Origin of the sequence: Salinispira pacifica (assembly GCF_000507245.1) — a bacterium.
Lineage (GTDB): Bacteria > Spirochaetota > Spirochaetia > DSM-27196 > Salinispiraceae > Salinispira > Salinispira pacifica.
This window is the reverse complement of record NC_023035.1, coordinates 2581400-2596267: the sequence shown is the minus strand read 5'-3', so window position 1 is coordinate 2596267 and position 14868 is coordinate 2581400. Positions and strand designations below refer to the sequence as shown.

Sequence of the window (14868 nt, the reverse complement as noted above, 5' to 3'; positions counted from 1 at the left end):
AAAACATCGGCAAGAGGGTTTTCATGGAGCAGCAATCACCTTCCGCGCCCCGGGATGTTCTGGATGCGGAGCAGAGCCGGGTAATCTTTGTCAGTCCTGAAGATTGGGTGAAAGAACACTATATAACTATTCTCATTCGGGCGGAATACAAGTGCATTGTTATGGAAAATCCCCGGAATATCGGAAAAACACTGGAGCTGTATCCTGGAAGCATTATGTTTTTCAATGTGGATAAACATCCTGAGAACGGCAGCTGGTACGATATTGCTTCATCATTGGAAGAGCAACTGGAGAAGCAGCGTATTCTGCCGGTATTTATCGGAAAACAGACCCGGGAAGGAATCAAGTCACGGGTAAAACTGGATATCTCCTTCGACGCCTTCGACATGGGCAAGAGTCCCAAACAAACCATGCTGCTGATCCGGGCCATTATCAAACAATGGTATCCCAGCAGCAAGCGTCGGTATATCCGGGTAAGCTGCAAAAACCACGGCAAGACCTCGTTCAACCTCCGCAGGGACGGCGACAGCTATAACGGGGTGATCCTGGATATCAGTTCCGCAGGTATGGCCTGTGTGTTTGACCAGGGTCGGGAGCCCCTGAATATGCAGAGAGGGGCAATTCTCCCGAAGATTCAACTGAAGCTCAACGGCCGGCTGGTGATGGTTGACGGAGTTCTCATGGGGTCACGTGAGAGTGATGGAAAACTGATTTATGTTGTCATATTCCGTAATCATATCGATACCGGCGGTATTCAGAAAATCAAGGACTATGTAATGGAACGTCTTCAGGAAGATTTCGAAGAAAAACTCACCTACGAATAGTCCGATTAATCCGCAGCCTGCCATCTGCCGTTTTTCAGTTCCATGCCGCAGGATGACTTCATCAGATCTTCAAATCCCCGGTTCAACCGTTCCCCGGTATGCTTTAAATCCTGGGGGAAATCCGGATCCTCCAGCAACAGTCCGCTGGTGAGCAGGTTTTCCACCAGGAGCTTGCCTGCAAGAAACCTCTGAAATTTATCCACACCGAATGCAATAAATCCGTCGATCAGACTCATCACCTCCCAGGTGACCTGTTCGGCCTGACTGTAGCGGCCGGCATCCTTGTCCTGATCGCTCACCCTCAGGGGCAGAGCCTCCTGAATATGCTTCAGTTCCCTGCAGAGATAATCAAGATCAAACAGGCCGGTGGCACAGTTGAACAGAATTGCCTTTCCCTCCTGCTCAACGGCCTCAACCGTTGCCCTGCTCACCGCCGGGCCGATATCTCCGCAGCTTAAACCTCCCCCGGATGTCTGCAGCAGTACTCCTCCCTTCACGTCCACGTCGGTTTTGAAGGAGAAGTCAAAACCGGCCGGTGCGCCGGATAAAGCGGCCAGCCCGATTTCCAGGGGATCGGGTAGGTATGCAAGATTGTCCACATTTCCAAGGTACGCATAACGTTTTCCCTTACTGTGGAGATTGGTGTACACCTCTTCAAGGGCGAAGAAATTCTGGCCGTGTCCGCCGGGGAGGGCCAGGGCACGGTTCGCTTCCCCCCAGGCTTCCAGGAAATACTCCCGCGGATGATCCGGGCTGAGGCGTTCGCTGTGTTCCATGGCTGCTATGAGGGGCTGGACGCCGGTTTTCACGGGGATGGCATCCAACTGAAGCCGGTGTAAAAGGGGCGCCACCGCCGGGCTTCGGGCGTAGGAATCCAGAGCGTCCCGGATTTCCCGGTCATTTCCGCTGCTTGTCATCTGAAAGAGGGGAAAAAGAGGCAGCCCCCAGTCACGGGAAGTGCTCTCTCTGCTTTCGGGGAATATCCGGTAATGTTCAAGGGCAAGGAGCAGGGCTGCACGGATTTTCATCTCCATGAAACTGAAGCCCGGAGTACCGTCGGGGTTCAGATATGCGGGGGTGATCCCTTTGGCCTTTCCCCGGCACAGTTCGGCCTGGGATTCGAAACGGGAGCGGTAGAGGCGGAACAGTTCGGAATGAAACTCATTGTTCTTCTTTTCATCCGCATAGGAGGTTGCCGATCCGCCGTTGAGAACACCGTAGCTCACCCGGGGCAGCAGAGCCAAGCCGAAAAGCCGGATTTTTCCTGCATCCAGGCGGATAACCTCTTCGTTTGATTTCACGGATTCGCCGGTATCGGGGGATTCTGAAACCGACAGTTCCGTTTTCAGCCGTTCGGCCAGAGCGGGGGGAAGATGGAATGCATCTATCCGGCTGTGGAGACGGGAAACGGATATGTCCATATATCCGTCCCGGGGACGGCTGATATCCATTATCTGCCGGGAGGGAGAGCCATTGCCTCCCTCGGATGGGGAAGAGGCGGACCAGGGACAGGGTTTTCCCGGTTCAGGCCGCTGCAGTTCCGGAAGTCCGGTAAAATCCCCCTCTTTCCCGCCGCCGGAATTGTTCCGGTCCAGATCCCGAACTTTGTTCAGAACCCAGGCGCTGAGGCCGGGATCAATACCTTCCCGGGAAAGAATTGCATTCACTTCTGTACGATTCAATTCTGTACGATCCACTTCGGTATGCGGGCCGGATTCCTTTTGTTGCTGCTCCTTCGGATAATCCTTCATCTGGTCCTCCTGTATGATTCCGGCATCCGCCGGCTGAGGCGGAGCCGGATAGTGTCAATGGGAGAGAAATTTACTCAGTTGAATATATGCGTTCGCCGCCCCGTAGAGACTGATTTTATAATCCTCAACAATATAGACGGGAATTGAAGCCAGCACCGGCCGGATGCTTGGCTGAAAATTGTGCAGAAAGAGGTTCATAAACCGGTTATTCTCAAGAAACAGCTGCTTATTTTTGGCGGCAATTCCCCCGGCCAGAAACAGACCCTTCTTGGGAATAAACGCAAGGGAGAGATTGTGGGCCACCCGGGCATACATGCTTACGAAGAGCTCAAGAATTTCCCGGCACACCGGATCATTGTCAATATTAGCGCTGATTGCCGGAGGCTTTTCGCTGTCGGGTAAGACGTCTATGTCCCGGATTATCTTACTGTCCGCGCCCTTTTTTTTCCTCATGAAATGAAAAATGTTGGCAATCCCGATGCCGCTGACAAACATTTCCGGTTCGGGATACGCACCGTTGCGTTCAAACATGAACAGTTGAAGCTCCCGGGTGACCTCATTGAACGGAGCGAAGTCCATATGCCCGCCCTCCGCCGGAAGGGCAAGTATTCGCTCCTGCTCTTCCACCAGATAGCCTACGCCCAGCCCGGTTCCGGCCCCTGCCACTGCCTGGACGCCGATTCCCGGGAGGTATTCGCTCTGTTCAGGCATGCTGCCGTCTGGGTGGGGAAGGGGGGTGATCTCCTGGGGGTTATTCACATCCAGAAGGGGAATACCGTAGCATACCGCGGTAAAATCGTTGATCACCAGGGTCGGAAACCCGAATTCCCTGCTGATTTCATCCCCGTCCAGGCTCCAGCTGATATTGGTGGGAACACATCGGTTATCCACCACAGGTCCGGCGATGCTCAGACATGCAGCATCAATTTTAAACCCCGGAACATCAGCCTGAAATGCCTCTACGGCAAGCTGTATTGCCTGGCTGAGGTTATCCAGTTTGGGGGTGGAATACACCTGACGGGATTTCATCTCAAAGCTTCCCCCGTTGTTTTTCATCAGGGCAAGACTGGTGTTAGTTCCTCCGATATCTCCCGCGAGAATATATGAAGGCTCGTTTTTTGCTCTATCCGTTTTCATGGCCAGCATTGTATCCGGTTCCCCCCCGGCTATGCAACTTGCAAAGCCTTGATGAATGCTTTACGATTTCTGCTGGAGGTGTCCATGCCCGATGTGAACCCCGATTCGTATCGCCTCATTACCAGAAGTGATTTTGACGGTCTGGTATGTGCGGTTCTGTTAAAAGAGCAGGAAAATATCGAGGAAATCCAATTTGTTCATCCAAAAGATATGCAGGATGGACTCATTGAAATCCATGGCAATGATCTCACGGCGAATCTTCCATATGTAAACGGAGTATATCGGGCCTTCGACCATCACTTCTCGGAAACCATCAGGAACAAGGGCAAGGCGGACAATCACATCATCGACCCGGATGCGCCATCTGCCGCCCGGGTTATCTATAATTTTTACGGCGGTGAGGAATCCTTCCCCAATGTTTCTCCGGATATGATGGATGCAGTGGACAAGGGAGATTCGGCCAGTTTCAATATTGAGGAAGTGCTGAATCCCCGGGAATGGGTGCTTCTCAATTTTATAATGGATGCCCGCACCGGTCTCGGACGGTTCAGAAATTTCAGAATATCCAACTATCAGCTGATGATGGATCTGATCGAGTATTGCCGGGATCACAGCATCACGGAAATTCTGGAACTCCCGGATGTGAAGGAGAGGGTTGACCTCTATTTCGAACATCAGGATGCATTCCGCCGGCAAATCAGGGAAAACAGCAGAGTTGACGGGGACATTCTCATCGTTTCCCTCCTGGATGCCGAGCCCATTTATGCGGGAAACAGGTTTGTGAAGTACGCCCTTTATCCTGAAACTTCGGTATCCATTCAGCAGATCTGGGGATATAACCGGGAAAACATTGTGTTCACCGTGGGCAGGAGCATTTTCAACAAGATTTCCCAGGTAAATATCGGCGAGTTGATGCTTGAATACGGCGGAGGAGGCCATGCCGCCGCTGGAACCTGTCAGGTTGAAAGCGACCGTGCCGATGAGGTTCTGCAGGAACTTCTTCGGCGTTTGAAGGATTAATATGGCGGCGAAGGTTCTCTCAACCGAGGAGTATTTCCGTAAAGGCGGAACTCCCGAGACCATCATCAGCTTTCTGTCCCGGAACGGTCCTGCAAACTGCTTCATGCTGGGTAATCTCCGGAATATGGGTTTCGAAACCGGAAAAAAGCAGGAACTCCTGCTGGCGGTTGACGGGAAGGACGGGGGTGCTGTTCCCGGCATTACTGCGGTTCTCATGGCCCATTTCACCAATGCCCTGCTGTATTTTCCTTCCACCTCCACCGGCTCCGCGGCAGATTCACCGGCTCTTCCGTTGTTGCCCCGGTTGTTGAGCTGGATCCGTTCAGGGCGTGTGAACCGGATCAACGGTCTTGCCTCCTGTATGGATGATGCAGCGGATTATCTGCGCTCCGCCGATGAGGGCATCGGGATCCGGAAGCGGAGAATGCAGCTGGCGGTGTATGAGTCGGATCTTCCCAGGCCGCCTCTTCAGCCGGAGGGCGAACCGGCTCCTCTCCCGGAAGGCGTATATCTGGAAAAAGCAGAAGGCCCCGAATGGGAGCTGCTGGACAGAATTATGGATGAGAAAGAGCATATTGAGGAATTTGTGACCTCACCCGGAGCCAGGGAGACGTTCCGAAATTCCCACCTCCACGGCGGGGCCCGGAGTCTGGCGTTGGTGAATTCGCAGGGCCGGGTGCTTGCCGCCGCCAGCAGTACCGCGGAGAACCCCAGCACTGCGATGATTGTGGGAGTCTTTACCGTGGAAGGCTGCCGGAACCGGGGGTACAGCCGCCGTCTCATGGATCTTCTCATAGAATCCCTGAAACAGGACTCCCTCATGCCGGTGTTATTCTATGAAAATCCTGTTGCCGAAAAAATATACAAGGGAATGGGGTTTCAGGACCGGGAAGACTACGATCTTCTCCACTTCCAGCTGGATGAAGCCCAGGATTCACCTGCTTGATACCCCGGCAGCAAGTCTGATATATTATCGCAATAGATGTAAATAAGGAGATCTCCCAATGATCATACCCCTGGATTATCTGGAAAGTGAAAAGGGAAATATGTACGAGCTCACCTGTGCAGCAATTCGCCGGGCATACCAGCTCACAGTGACAGGTGACACGGAAACCGAAGAGGAACAGTCAAAGATTGTTTCAACTGCCATCAAACAGATTCTCACCCGGAAGGTGCAGTACGAACTGGAAGAGCAATAATCAGAAGCAGTACCGTGCAGTTTTTCTGTTCGGTCCCACCGGGGTGGGAAAAACCGCCGCCCTGGAAATGCTGGGAAGCAGAATTCCCGGCATAGAAGTGATCAGTGCCGATTCCATGCAGGTCTATCGGGGCATGGATATCGGTACGGCGAAAGCCGACGAGGGTGAGCAGAAGGCGGTTCCCCACCATCTTCTGGACATACGGAATCCCGATGAAGGCTTTAACCTTGCAGACTTTATTTCCCTTGCAGAAGAAAAAATCCTCCGGATCAGTGCCCGAGGCGCAGTACCGGTTATCAGCGGAGGTACGGCGTTTTATTTCAAGCATCTCTGGTTCGGACTTCCCCAGAGCCCGCCGGGAGATCCCGCAGTTCGCCGGGAGCTTGAGAAAGAGCTGAAATCCCGCTCAGCTGAACAGCTTCACCGGGAACTTTCAGAGATTGATCCGGAATCGGCAGACAGAATTCATCCAAATGACAGCTACCGGATCATCCGCGCCCTGGAAGTGTACCGCAGCAGCGGCCGTCCCCTGAGCGATTATCATGTTCCGGATAGTCCCCGAAACGATATGGATCTTCTGGTGTATGGACTGGATAGGCCCAGGGATGAGCTGTATGAGCGGATCAACCTGCGTGTGGAAAACATGTTCAAAAGCGGCCTGGAATCCGAGCTGTGCCGGCTGATGAGAAGCGGTTATACCAAACATGATCCGGGAATGAAGGCCATAGGTTACCGGGAATTTTTCCGGGATGAATACCGGGATGAACTGTTGTCCAGGGGGCGGCTCGGGGAAGAACATCGAAGCCGGGTTCTGGAAGAAATACAGACAGCCAGCAGGCGGTATGCCAAGCGCCAGCTGACGTTTTTCCGCGCCCTTCCAGATGTGAAATGGATTCATCCGGATAATGCTGCCGAGATCATCCATGAGATTACCGGCAAATTCAACGTTCAGGAGCTGTAAATATCCTGTTTGAAGCATGATCTCTGCTGCGGGCGCAGTCCCTTGACAGAGCAGAATCCCTCGGGCATAATGACGCCTCATTATGGCCACTGTATAGTCTTGGGGAAATACCCGGGCTAATCCGGTTGAAAATAGAAGAAAAAATGATATAGGAGCAGCGTCGAGTATGCCTTGCGGAAAAAAGAAAAAACGAAAAAAGATTGCAACCCACAAGCGGAAAAAGAAGCTGAGAAAAAACCGGCATAAGAAGAAGTAATTCCTGAACGACCGCCCCGGCCGGCGGTCTCTGCCGTTTTCAGTCACCCCGGATCATCGCATGGAGAGTACGCTCTGCAGTGCCGATACCGGGGTTTTTTTTGCCCTCTCCTTTCTCAACCCTTCACAATCTGTTATATTTTCAGTATGAGCCTGCCTATTCATCCTTCGGCGGAAGGTCTTCTTGAACGCATTCTGGATAAAGAGATGCCACCCCTGGTAATGGGAATCATCAATACCACCCCGGACTCCTTTTTTCCCGGCAGCCGAAAGCAGGGATTGGAGGGGTTCAGACGGGCCCTGGAGTATATTTCACAGGGTGCAGACATTCTCGATGTGGGGGGGGAATCCTCCAGACCTGGAGCAGAATATGTGAGTGTGGATGAAGAACTGGAACGGGTAATTCCGGTAATTCAGCGCATCCGCAGGGAGTCGGACATTCCGATTTCTGTGGATACCAGAAAACTTCCGGTGGCCCGGGAAGCGGTGGCTGCCGGAGCCAGCTGCATCAACGATATTTCCGCCTTGAGGGATGATGATCAGCTGGGCCCCTTTATTGCAGAGCATAATCTGCCGGTAATTCTCATGCACATGCAGGGAAGTCCCGGGAATATGCAGGATTCTCCCCGGTATCATGATGTTACCGAGGATGTGATCGGCTTCCTCCGAAGCCGGATCGACTATGCCCAATCCGTGGATATCCCGTGTGAGAGAATTATTCTGGATCCCGGGATCGGTTTCGGGAAAAGTCACAACCATAATCTGCAGCTTCTCAAGCATCTGGACAGCATTACCCAATTGGGATACCCGGTGCTCATGGGGCATAGCAGGAAACGCTTTATCGGGCAAATTCTTGCTCCTCCCATTCGGAACCCCGAAGATCAACTGGAAATCCTTCCGGTTGAACAACGAATGATTGGGAGCCTCGGCGTTGTTGCCGATAGTTATAAGAAGGGTGCGCGCATATTCCGGGTTCATGACGTACAGGAAACCCGGGAAATACTCCGGGTGCTCTCCGCCATTGACGGGGTTGAAGACTGAGCTTCTTCCCGGCGTGATATATTCAAAAACAAGGATGGATGATGGGTTGGCTCTTTGACAGCTGGCTGTTGGGATCAGTGATCATTCCGATTCTGGATATACTGATACTGGCGCTCATATTTTACCGGGCATACACAATTTTTCTCCAGACCCGCGCAGTTCAGCTGGTGAGGGGAACTCTGCTCATCATCCTGCTCTATGCGTTTGCATACATTCTCCGGCTGGAGACGGTTCTGTGGCTGTTGAATTTCCTGGCTCCCAGCCTGGTGATCGGTATTGCCATTATTTTTCAGCCGGAATTGCGCAAGATTTTCACGCAGCTGGGGCAGGGAAAAATTTTCCGCTTCAAGGAAACTGCCAAGCCCCTCCAGATTGACGGAGTGCTGAAGGCATCCCAGATGCTTGCCCAGCAAAGACGGGGTGCTTTGGTGGTGTTTGTACGGAGCGTGGGGCAGAAAAACATCGTGGAAACCGGAAGCACCCTGAATGCGGAACTCAGTTCCGCCCTGTTGATCACCATCTTCGGGTCTGATACCCCGCTTCACGACGGAGCCGTAATTATCGAAGACGGCAAACTGATTGCCGCCGGCGCATTTCTTCCCCTGTCGGAACAGCAGGATATCCGCCGCAGCTTCGGGACCCGTCACCGGGCCGCCCTTGGACTTGCGGAGGAGTCGGATGCGGTTATTCTGGTGGTTTCAGAGGAGACCGGAGCCATCAGCCTGGCCTATGATGCCACCCTGTATTATGATTTGGAACCCGAGGAAGTGAGAAGCAGACTTCATGAGCTTCTGAACCTTGATGACGAGGATTTTGAGCAATGACATTTGTCACCCGGGCCAACAGATTTCTCCGATCTCTTTCCAATAACTGGCCCGCCAAGGCCATCTCCGTGGGAGCAGCCATCATCATGTATTTGCTGGTGGGGCTGAACAGCATGGAGGAACGCTATATCTCCGTTCCCATCAGGGTGCAGCTTCCCGACGATCTTGTGGCCGCCCAGGAGTATCCCAGCTTTGCACGTGTGTATCTTCGGGGTGACGGCGACAGTATTTTCAGCATTTCCGAGGATGAGATTCAGGTCACCGCGGACTTTACCCAGTATGCCAGCCCCGGCGTGTACCGGGTTGCCCTGGAGCACCGCCGTCTGGGTATGGCCGAAAGCGTGGAACCCCTGGAGGTTCGCATAGAACCGGGGCTGTTGAGCATAGAACTCCAGAGCAAGTCCCGGAAGGTTGTTGACGTGATCCCCCGTTTCAGCGGTTCCCCAGCATCGGGGTACGAACTTGCCAGTCACAGCGTCTTTCCCTCCAGCGTGGGGGTGTACGGTCCGGAGCAGGTCCTGGAACAGATTGTTGAGGTGGAGACCGAGTCCATAGAGCTGAGCGGACAGGACAGCAGCTTCTCCGCCCGGATTCCCCTGATTAAACCCCATCCTCTTGTTCATTTCGACAGCACCAGCATTGTTGATTTCCGGGTGGATATCAGTGAATCAATTCTGGTGAACACCTTTGAAAATGTGCCGGTGTCGGTAATCGGACTGGATTCCCGCTTTTCCGTGGAGATTGAAGAGGTGACCGGAAGCATCCGTGCCCAGGCAGGTCAGAGTCTTATAGACCGCACAAGTCCCGAGGCAATCAGTCTGGTTGTGGATGCCGGAGATATCAGCCAGCCGGGAGAGTACACCCTCCCGGTACGGCCGGTGGTTCCACGGGGTTTTGTGATCTTCCGCTTCGATCCTCTGGAGCTGGTGCTTCAGGTGGAAGGGGCGGATGAAGCCGGTTCTTCAGCACAGGATGCGGGGAGTGGGCCGTGATTCGTGGCATAGGAGTTGATATTGTCCGGGTTGAGCGGATGATAAGCTGGCTGGAGAGACCGGAGATGATGGCAAGGTTCTTCACATCCCGGGAAATTTCCTGGGTCCTCTCCCAGGGAGAGGGAGCCGCTGCCTCCCTGGCAGCCCGTTTCGCCGCCCGGGAAGCCCTGGGAAAGGCTCTGGGAACCGGTTTGCGGGATCTGCGGCTGAAGGATCTGGAAATCTGCCGGGACGATCAGGGAAAGCCGGCATTCTGCCCGGCACCCCGGGCGCAAGATCAGCTGGACAGCATGGGAATCAGCAGCGTCCATGTGAGTCTCAGCCATGAACGGGATTACGCAGTCGCCATGGTTGTGATAGAATAACGGTCATGGCAGAGAAGACCCCTTCGCTCACATATTTTCAGAAAAAACCTATCAGCTGTCCGGTGTGTCAGACGGAGTTCTACCGGGAAGAACTATTGACCGGCCGGGGACGGCTGATTGCCGGGAATCTTACCCAGGAACTTCGCCGGCTGTACGAACCCAGCAAAAAATTCGGTGAGGTTATCCCCCTGGCATATCCGGTGACGGTATGCCCGTCCTGCTATTTTGCCGCATGGAAGGAAGATTTTCTCAAAATATCCGAAAGTCAGCTTGAACGGGCGGCGGATGAAACGTCACAGAGAATTCAGTGGGTTTCCGAGGTGATGGAAGGGGTGGACTTCCGGGGCAGCCGGGGACTGAGCGAAGGTCTGGCAAGCTACATGCTGGCGGTTCTCTGTTACGATTATTTTCCCTCTGAAGTGTCTCCGGTAATGAAACAGGGCGTGAGTTCCCTCCGGGGAGCATGGCTTGCCCTGGACATGCACAAGAAGTATCCCGAAGATCACTTTGACTATCTTGCAAAAATGCTCTACCGTAAGGCCCGGTTCTTTTATCTCACTGCCATAGAATATGAATCCTCAGGAAAACAGGGGATCGGCGGCTGCCCCAACCCGGGACCGGATCTGGATAAAAACTACATGTTCGACGGGGTCCTCTATATCTACGGATATCTTGAATTTCATTACGGTCCCCGGAAAGATCCGGTGAAACGGGAGGAAAATCTGAAGCGGGCCAAGCGCACCATCGCCAGAATTTTCGGCATGGGAAGGGCCAGCAAGAACAAACCCCAGGCCATTCTGGACAATGCCAGAGATCTCTACTCGGAAATCGGCGAAGCCCTGGGGCTGGAAAATCTTGATCCGGAGAAAGACAGCGATAATCAATGAGAAATATCAAACTCACAATAGCATACGACGGCACCGATTTTCAGGGCTGGCAAATTCAAAAAAGCGGACGTACCGTTCAGGGCGAAATCCAGAAAGGCCTCAGCAGGATGCATAAGTCGGAAATCAAAGTCCATTGTGCGGGAAGAACCGATTCGGGGGTGCATGCAAACGGACAGGTGATTAATTTTCCGTCGAACCTTGAAATACCGGCGGACCAGTACACCAGAGCCGTGAGCTCCTTCTTTCCCAAGGACATTTCGGTTATCCGCAGTGAAGAAGTGGATGAATCCTTTCATGCAAGATACTCGGCGGTTATGCGCCACTACAAATATTATATTTTTCCTTCAAGAGTGAGGGTTCCCCAATACCGTCTGTACAGTCTGCGAACCGTTCATCAGCCGGATCTGATCAACTTGAATCGGATGGCATCGGTGCTGGTGGGAGAACATGATTTCACCACCTTTTCAACCCCCAATGAACAGGTTCCCAACCGGATGCGCAGGGTGTATGCCGCCTCCTTTCATCCCCAGGGTGATTTTCTTGTGTTTCGTATCAGCGGAAACGCATTTCTCTGGAAGATGGTGCGAAGCATTGTGGGAAGCCTTTTGGAATATGATGAGAAGGGTTTTGATGCAAATCATGTCCGGCATGCACTTGAGTCCAGGGACCGGGGTTATGCAGGCATGACGGCTCAGGCCAGAGGTCTGTTTTTTGACAGGGTGGATTACTGATGCAGAACGAAGAACAGAATCCGGGCACCCCGGGACCTGAACCGGGCCAGAAACCCGGCCATGACCCGGGCTACGAACCCGGCAATGAAGGACACAGGGCAATAAGCATCCGCAGCGCTCTCTGGAATATTGCTTCCGATCTTGAACTGCTTCTGGAGACCGGGGAGGCGAACCCGGAAAACCGCAGCCCCCTTCCCCCGGCGCCTTCACCGGAGCGAACCGGACCGGCAGAGAATAACCCGGGCCCGGGCGTCATAGAGGGCCCGGCACCCACCCTGGACGCCCTCCATCAGCAAATTCTGGAGTGCCGGGCCTGTTCACTCCACCGGGAGCGGACCCATGCGGTTCCCGGCGAAGGGGATACCCACGGTACCCGTCTCATGGTGATCGGGGAAGGCCCCGGCGCAGAGGAGGATGCCCGGGGGCTTCCGTTCGTGGGAAAGGCGGGGAAATATCTGGATAAATGGCTGTCGGCAATAGACCTGAGCAGGGAGGACGGGGTGTTTATTACCAATACGGTGAAATGCCGGCCTCCGGCAAACCGCGATCCCCGGCCCGAAGAGACATCCGCCTGTCTGCCATATCTTTATTCCCAGATCAGAATGCTGAAACCCCGGGCAATCCTCTGCGTTGGAAGGATCAGTGCATCCATTCTTCTGGATCGGGATGTGAAAATCACCAAAGAACGGGGGAAATGGTTTCGTTTCATGGATATTCCCCTGATGGCCACCTTTCATCCCTCGGCAGTTCTCAGAAATCCCGATCTCCGCCGTCCTGTGTGGGAAGATATGAAAAAACTGAAACATGCACTGGACAGCGGAAATTTCAGCGACCAGCCATGATGTACTGCCAGATCGTGTTCAACAGACCCCTGGACAGTGCATACACCTATCTCTTCGACGGCAGTGCAGAGGAAGCGGAGGGGCGGAGGGTTATCGCAACTCTGGGACGGCAGAAGCTCACCGGATATGTGATTGAATGTTCTCCCGAGCCCCCTCCATCCCTGAAATCCGATATCACTTTGAAACAGATAGAGCGTATTGTGGATCCCCAGCCGGTGTTTGACTCGGAGCTGATAGGCATGGCGCGGTGGATGGCCAAAAGCTATATCTGCTCTCTGGGAGAGGCCCTCTCCGCCATGATTCCCGGAGGCAAACGGGACAAGGAACTTGCCCCGGCTCTCCCCGGTGAGGATGAAGGTCTGAGACAGGAACCTATCAGTCTGAGCGATGAGCAGGAGCATGCGGTTCAGCAGATTCTTTCCGCCCCCCGGGGCCAGTACTATCTCTATGGAATTACCGGTTCGGGAAAGACCGAGGTGTTCCTTCAGGCGGCTGAGGCGACCCTGAAGGAAGGGCGGGGCATTATCTATCTGGTGCCGGAGATCTCACTGACCCACCAGGTGGTTCAGGTGATCCGCAGCCGTTTCGGCGAACAGTCGGCGGTGCTCCACTCAAGCCTCACCCAGAGCCAGCGGATTGCCCAGTGGCGCCGGATTCTCAGCGGGGAAGCACGGCTGGTGATCGGTGCCCGGAGCGCCATTTTTGCACCCCTTCCGGATATCGGGCTGATCATTCTGGACGAGGAACATGAGAGCAGCTACAAATCCGGCACCACGCCCCGCTACCATGCCCGGCAGCTGGCTCTGTATCGGGGAGGCGTGCATGGTGCACGGGTGGTGATGGGCAGTGCCACTCCAAGTGTGGAGGCCTGGCATCATATGAACAAGGGTACGCTCAGGCGTCTGGATCTGACCCGCAGGCTTTCAGGCGGGGCGGTTCCGGAAATCCGGGTGGTGAACGTAAAAGGGAGTGATTCCAGCCTGGGAAGCGAGCTGAGAGAGGGGATACGGGCGACCCTGAAAGAGGGAAAGCAGGTAATACTCTTTCTCAACCGACGGGGGTTCGGCTACTTCTACCACTGCAGGAGCTGCGGTGCCGACTTCAGCTGTACCAGATGTTCGGTGAGCCTTACCTTTCACAAATCGAAACAGAAACTGGTGTGTCACCACTGCGGATATCAGCGTCCGGTTCCCCAGGTCTGTCCGGAATGCGGAAGTCTGGAGCTGGGCTACAGCGGATTCGGCACCGAGAAGGTGGCTCAGGATGTGGAAGAACTGGTGCCTTCCGCCCGGGTTCTCCGTCTGGATACCGACAGCACCAGAAAAAAAGGGGTGCTGGAAAAGGGAATTGCGGATTTCCGCCAGGGGAAGATCGATATTCTCCTGGGAACCCAGATGGTCGCCAAGGGACTGAATTTTCCGGGTGTCTCCCTGGTGGGGATCATTCTTGCCGATTCATCCCTCCATCTGCCGGATTTCAGAAGCTACGAAAAAACATTTTCACTGATTACCCAGGTTGCAGGCAGGGCCGGGCGCTATTCTCCCGACGGCAGGGTGATTCTCCAGACCCTGAACCCTGCACACCACATTATCCGCCAGGCGGCGGGCATGGATCTGGAAGGGTTTTACCGCAGGGAGCTTGACAGCCGCCGGGAACTGGGGTTTCCGCCGTTCAGCCGGATCATCCGCATTCTGGTGCGGGGACGGGAGCCGGGACGGGTGTGGGAGTATGCCCGGCGCATTCATTCGGGTGTTCAGGAAACAATGGAAGGGCTGAACCTTGACAGCTGGGAAATCCTGGGGCCCTCCGAGAGCCCCATCCCCAGGCTGAATAATAATTACCGGGTGCATATGCTGATTCTCAGCTCCCGCCTGGGTCCTCTGCAGCAGATGCTTCCCCGGCTTCTTTCCTCCATGAAAAAAGACTATTCCCTCTACACAGAAGTGGACGTGGATCCCCAGTCCATGCTGTAATTTTCGGGGTAAATCCGCCGAAAATTCCATACTTCGGAGAATTCCGTTACAATACACAGGAGAGTG

The 14868-nt window shown here is 54.1% G+C and carries 15 protein-coding genes; 13 read left to right on the top strand and 2 right to left on the bottom strand.

The window, feature by feature from the left end; all coding sequences use genetic code 11:
* Window positions 1-23 precede the first annotated feature (23 nt).
* Window positions 24-824 carry a PilZ domain-containing protein gene (locus tag L21SP2_RS11440; RefSeq protein ID WP_024268681.1) on the top strand — a complete coding sequence of 267 codons (801 nt, stop codon included), beginning with the start codon at window positions 24-26 and terminating at the stop codon, window positions 822-824.
* A gap of 5 nt (window positions 825-829) precedes the next feature.
* Here L21SP2_RS11440 and L21SP2_RS11435 read toward each other — a convergent pair whose 3' ends face one another.
* Window positions 830-2575, bottom strand: coding sequence for a UTP--glucose-1-phosphate uridylyltransferase (locus L21SP2_RS11435; protein WP_024268680.1), 1746 nt, complete (start codon window positions 2573-2575; stop codon window positions 830-832).
* Between the two features lie 54 nt (window positions 2576-2629).
* A complete protein-coding gene (locus L21SP2_RS11430) occupies window positions 2630-3712 on the bottom strand; it encodes a glucokinase (protein WP_041402910.1) in 1083 nt (360 codons plus the stop codon).
* A gap of 84 nt (window positions 3713-3796) precedes the next feature.
* Between L21SP2_RS11430 and L21SP2_RS11425 the strand changes: the two genes are divergently transcribed.
* From L21SP2_RS11425 to priA, 12 genes are all read left to right on the top strand, one after another.
* Window positions 3797-4732 carry an exopolyphosphatase-related protein gene (locus tag L21SP2_RS11425; RefSeq protein WP_024268678.1) on the top strand — a complete coding sequence of 312 codons (936 nt, stop codon included), beginning with the start codon at window positions 3797-3799 and terminating at the stop codon, window positions 4730-4732.
* Between the two features lies 1 nt (window position 4733).
* Window positions 4734-5678 carry a GNAT family N-acetyltransferase gene (locus L21SP2_RS17380; RefSeq protein ID WP_024268677.1) on the top strand — a complete coding sequence of 315 codons (945 nt, stop codon included), beginning with the start codon at window positions 4734-4736 and terminating at the stop codon, window positions 5676-5678.
* 58 nt (window positions 5679-5736) lie between these two features.
* Window positions 5737-5931: a DNA-directed RNA polymerase subunit omega gene (locus L21SP2_RS11415; protein ID WP_024268676.1), complete on the top strand. Its 195-nt coding sequence runs from the start codon at window positions 5737-5739 to the stop codon at window positions 5929-5931.
* Complete coding sequence (gene miaA, locus L21SP2_RS11410; RefSeq protein ID WP_244437925.1) at window positions 5867-6892, top strand: tRNA (adenosine(37)-N6)-dimethylallyltransferase MiaA; 1026 nt, start codon at window positions 5867-5869, stop codon at window positions 6890-6892. Before L21SP2_RS11415 ends, miaA begins: the two co-directional genes overlap by 65 nt.
* Before the next feature lie 402 nt (window positions 6893-7294).
* Complete coding sequence (gene folP / locus L21SP2_RS11405; RefSeq protein ID WP_024268674.1) at window positions 7295-8188, top strand: dihydropteroate synthase; 894 nt, start codon at window positions 7295-7297, stop codon at window positions 8186-8188.
* Window positions 8189-8226: 38 nt separating this feature from the next.
* The gene (cdaA, locus tag L21SP2_RS11400; RefSeq protein WP_244437924.1) at window positions 8227-9012 is read left to right on the top strand and encodes a diadenylate cyclase CdaA; all 786 of its coding nucleotides are present in this window, start codon (window positions 8227-8229) and stop codon (window positions 9010-9012) included.
* A complete protein-coding gene (locus L21SP2_RS11395; protein ID WP_024268672.1) occupies window positions 9009-10004 on the top strand; it encodes a CdaR family protein in 996 nt (331 codons plus the stop codon). The genes cdaA and L21SP2_RS11395 overlap by 4 nt, the downstream gene beginning before the upstream one ends.
* Entirely contained in the window at window positions 10001-10369 is a 369-nt protein-coding gene (locus tag L21SP2_RS11390; protein ID WP_024268671.1) for a holo-ACP synthase, read from the top strand. Before L21SP2_RS11395 ends, L21SP2_RS11390 begins: the two co-directional genes overlap by 4 nt.
* A gap of 5 nt (window positions 10370-10374) precedes the next feature.
* Window positions 10375-11256, top strand: coding sequence for a DUF2225 domain-containing protein (locus L21SP2_RS11385; RefSeq protein ID WP_024268670.1), 882 nt, complete (start codon window positions 10375-10377; stop codon window positions 11254-11256).
* Window positions 11253-11987, top strand: coding sequence for a tRNA pseudouridine(38-40) synthase TruA (gene truA, locus L21SP2_RS11380; RefSeq protein ID WP_024268669.1), 735 nt, complete (start codon window positions 11253-11255; stop codon window positions 11985-11987). The genes L21SP2_RS11385 and truA overlap by 4 nt, the downstream gene beginning before the upstream one ends.
* Complete coding sequence (locus tag L21SP2_RS11375) at window positions 11987-12829, top strand: uracil-DNA glycosylase (protein WP_024268668.1); 843 nt, start codon at window positions 11987-11989, stop codon at window positions 12827-12829. The genes truA and L21SP2_RS11375 overlap by 1 nt, the downstream gene beginning before the upstream one ends.
* The gene (priA, locus tag L21SP2_RS11370; protein ID WP_041401525.1) at window positions 12826-14802 is read left to right on the top strand and encodes a replication restart helicase PriA; all 1977 of its coding nucleotides are present in this window, start codon (window positions 12826-12828) and stop codon (window positions 14800-14802) included. The genes L21SP2_RS11375 and priA overlap by 4 nt, the downstream gene beginning before the upstream one ends.
* The last annotated feature ends 66 nt before the right edge of the window (window positions 14803-14868 follow it).

What these genes read in the sequence shown, in the direction of transcription:
- L21SP2_RS11440 (WP_024268681.1), top strand. Translation starts at nt 24, where the DNA reads ATGGAGCAGCAATCACCTTCCGCGCCCCGGGATGTTCTGGATGCGGAG.
- L21SP2_RS11435 (WP_024268680.1), bottom strand. Translation starts at nt 2,575, where the DNA reads ATGAAGGATTATCCGAAGGAGCAGCAACAAAAGGAATCCGGCCCGCAT.
- L21SP2_RS11430 (WP_041402910.1), bottom strand. Translation starts at nt 3,712, where the DNA reads ATGAAAACGGATAGAGCAAAAAACGAGCCTTCATATATTCTCGCGGGA.
- L21SP2_RS11425 (WP_024268678.1), top strand. Translation starts at nt 3,797, where the DNA reads ATGCCCGATGTGAACCCCGATTCGTATCGCCTCATTACCAGAAGTGAT.
- L21SP2_RS17380 (WP_024268677.1), top strand. Translation starts at nt 4,734, where the DNA reads ATGGCGGCGAAGGTTCTCTCAACCGAGGAGTATTTCCGTAAAGGCGGA.
- L21SP2_RS11415 (WP_024268676.1), top strand. Translation starts at nt 5,737, where the DNA reads ATGATCATACCCCTGGATTATCTGGAAAGTGAAAAGGGAAATATGTAC.
- folP (WP_024268674.1), top strand. Translation starts at nt 7,295, where the DNA reads ATGAGCCTGCCTATTCATCCTTCGGCGGAAGGTCTTCTTGAACGCATT.
- cdaA (WP_244437924.1), top strand. Translation starts at nt 8,227, where the DNA reads ATGATGGGTTGGCTCTTTGACAGCTGGCTGTTGGGATCAGTGATCATT.
- L21SP2_RS11395 (WP_024268672.1), top strand. Translation starts at nt 9,009, where the DNA reads ATGACATTTGTCACCCGGGCCAACAGATTTCTCCGATCTCTTTCCAAT.
- L21SP2_RS11385 (WP_024268670.1), top strand. Translation starts at nt 10,375, where the DNA reads ATGGCAGAGAAGACCCCTTCGCTCACATATTTTCAGAAAAAACCTATC.
- truA (WP_024268669.1), top strand. Translation starts at nt 11,253, where the DNA reads ATGAGAAATATCAAACTCACAATAGCATACGACGGCACCGATTTTCAG.
- L21SP2_RS11375 (WP_024268668.1), top strand. Translation starts at nt 11,987, where the DNA reads ATGCAGAACGAAGAACAGAATCCGGGCACCCCGGGACCTGAACCGGGC.
- priA (WP_041401525.1), top strand. Translation starts at nt 12,826, where the DNA reads ATGATGTACTGCCAGATCGTGTTCAACAGACCCCTGGACAGTGCATAC.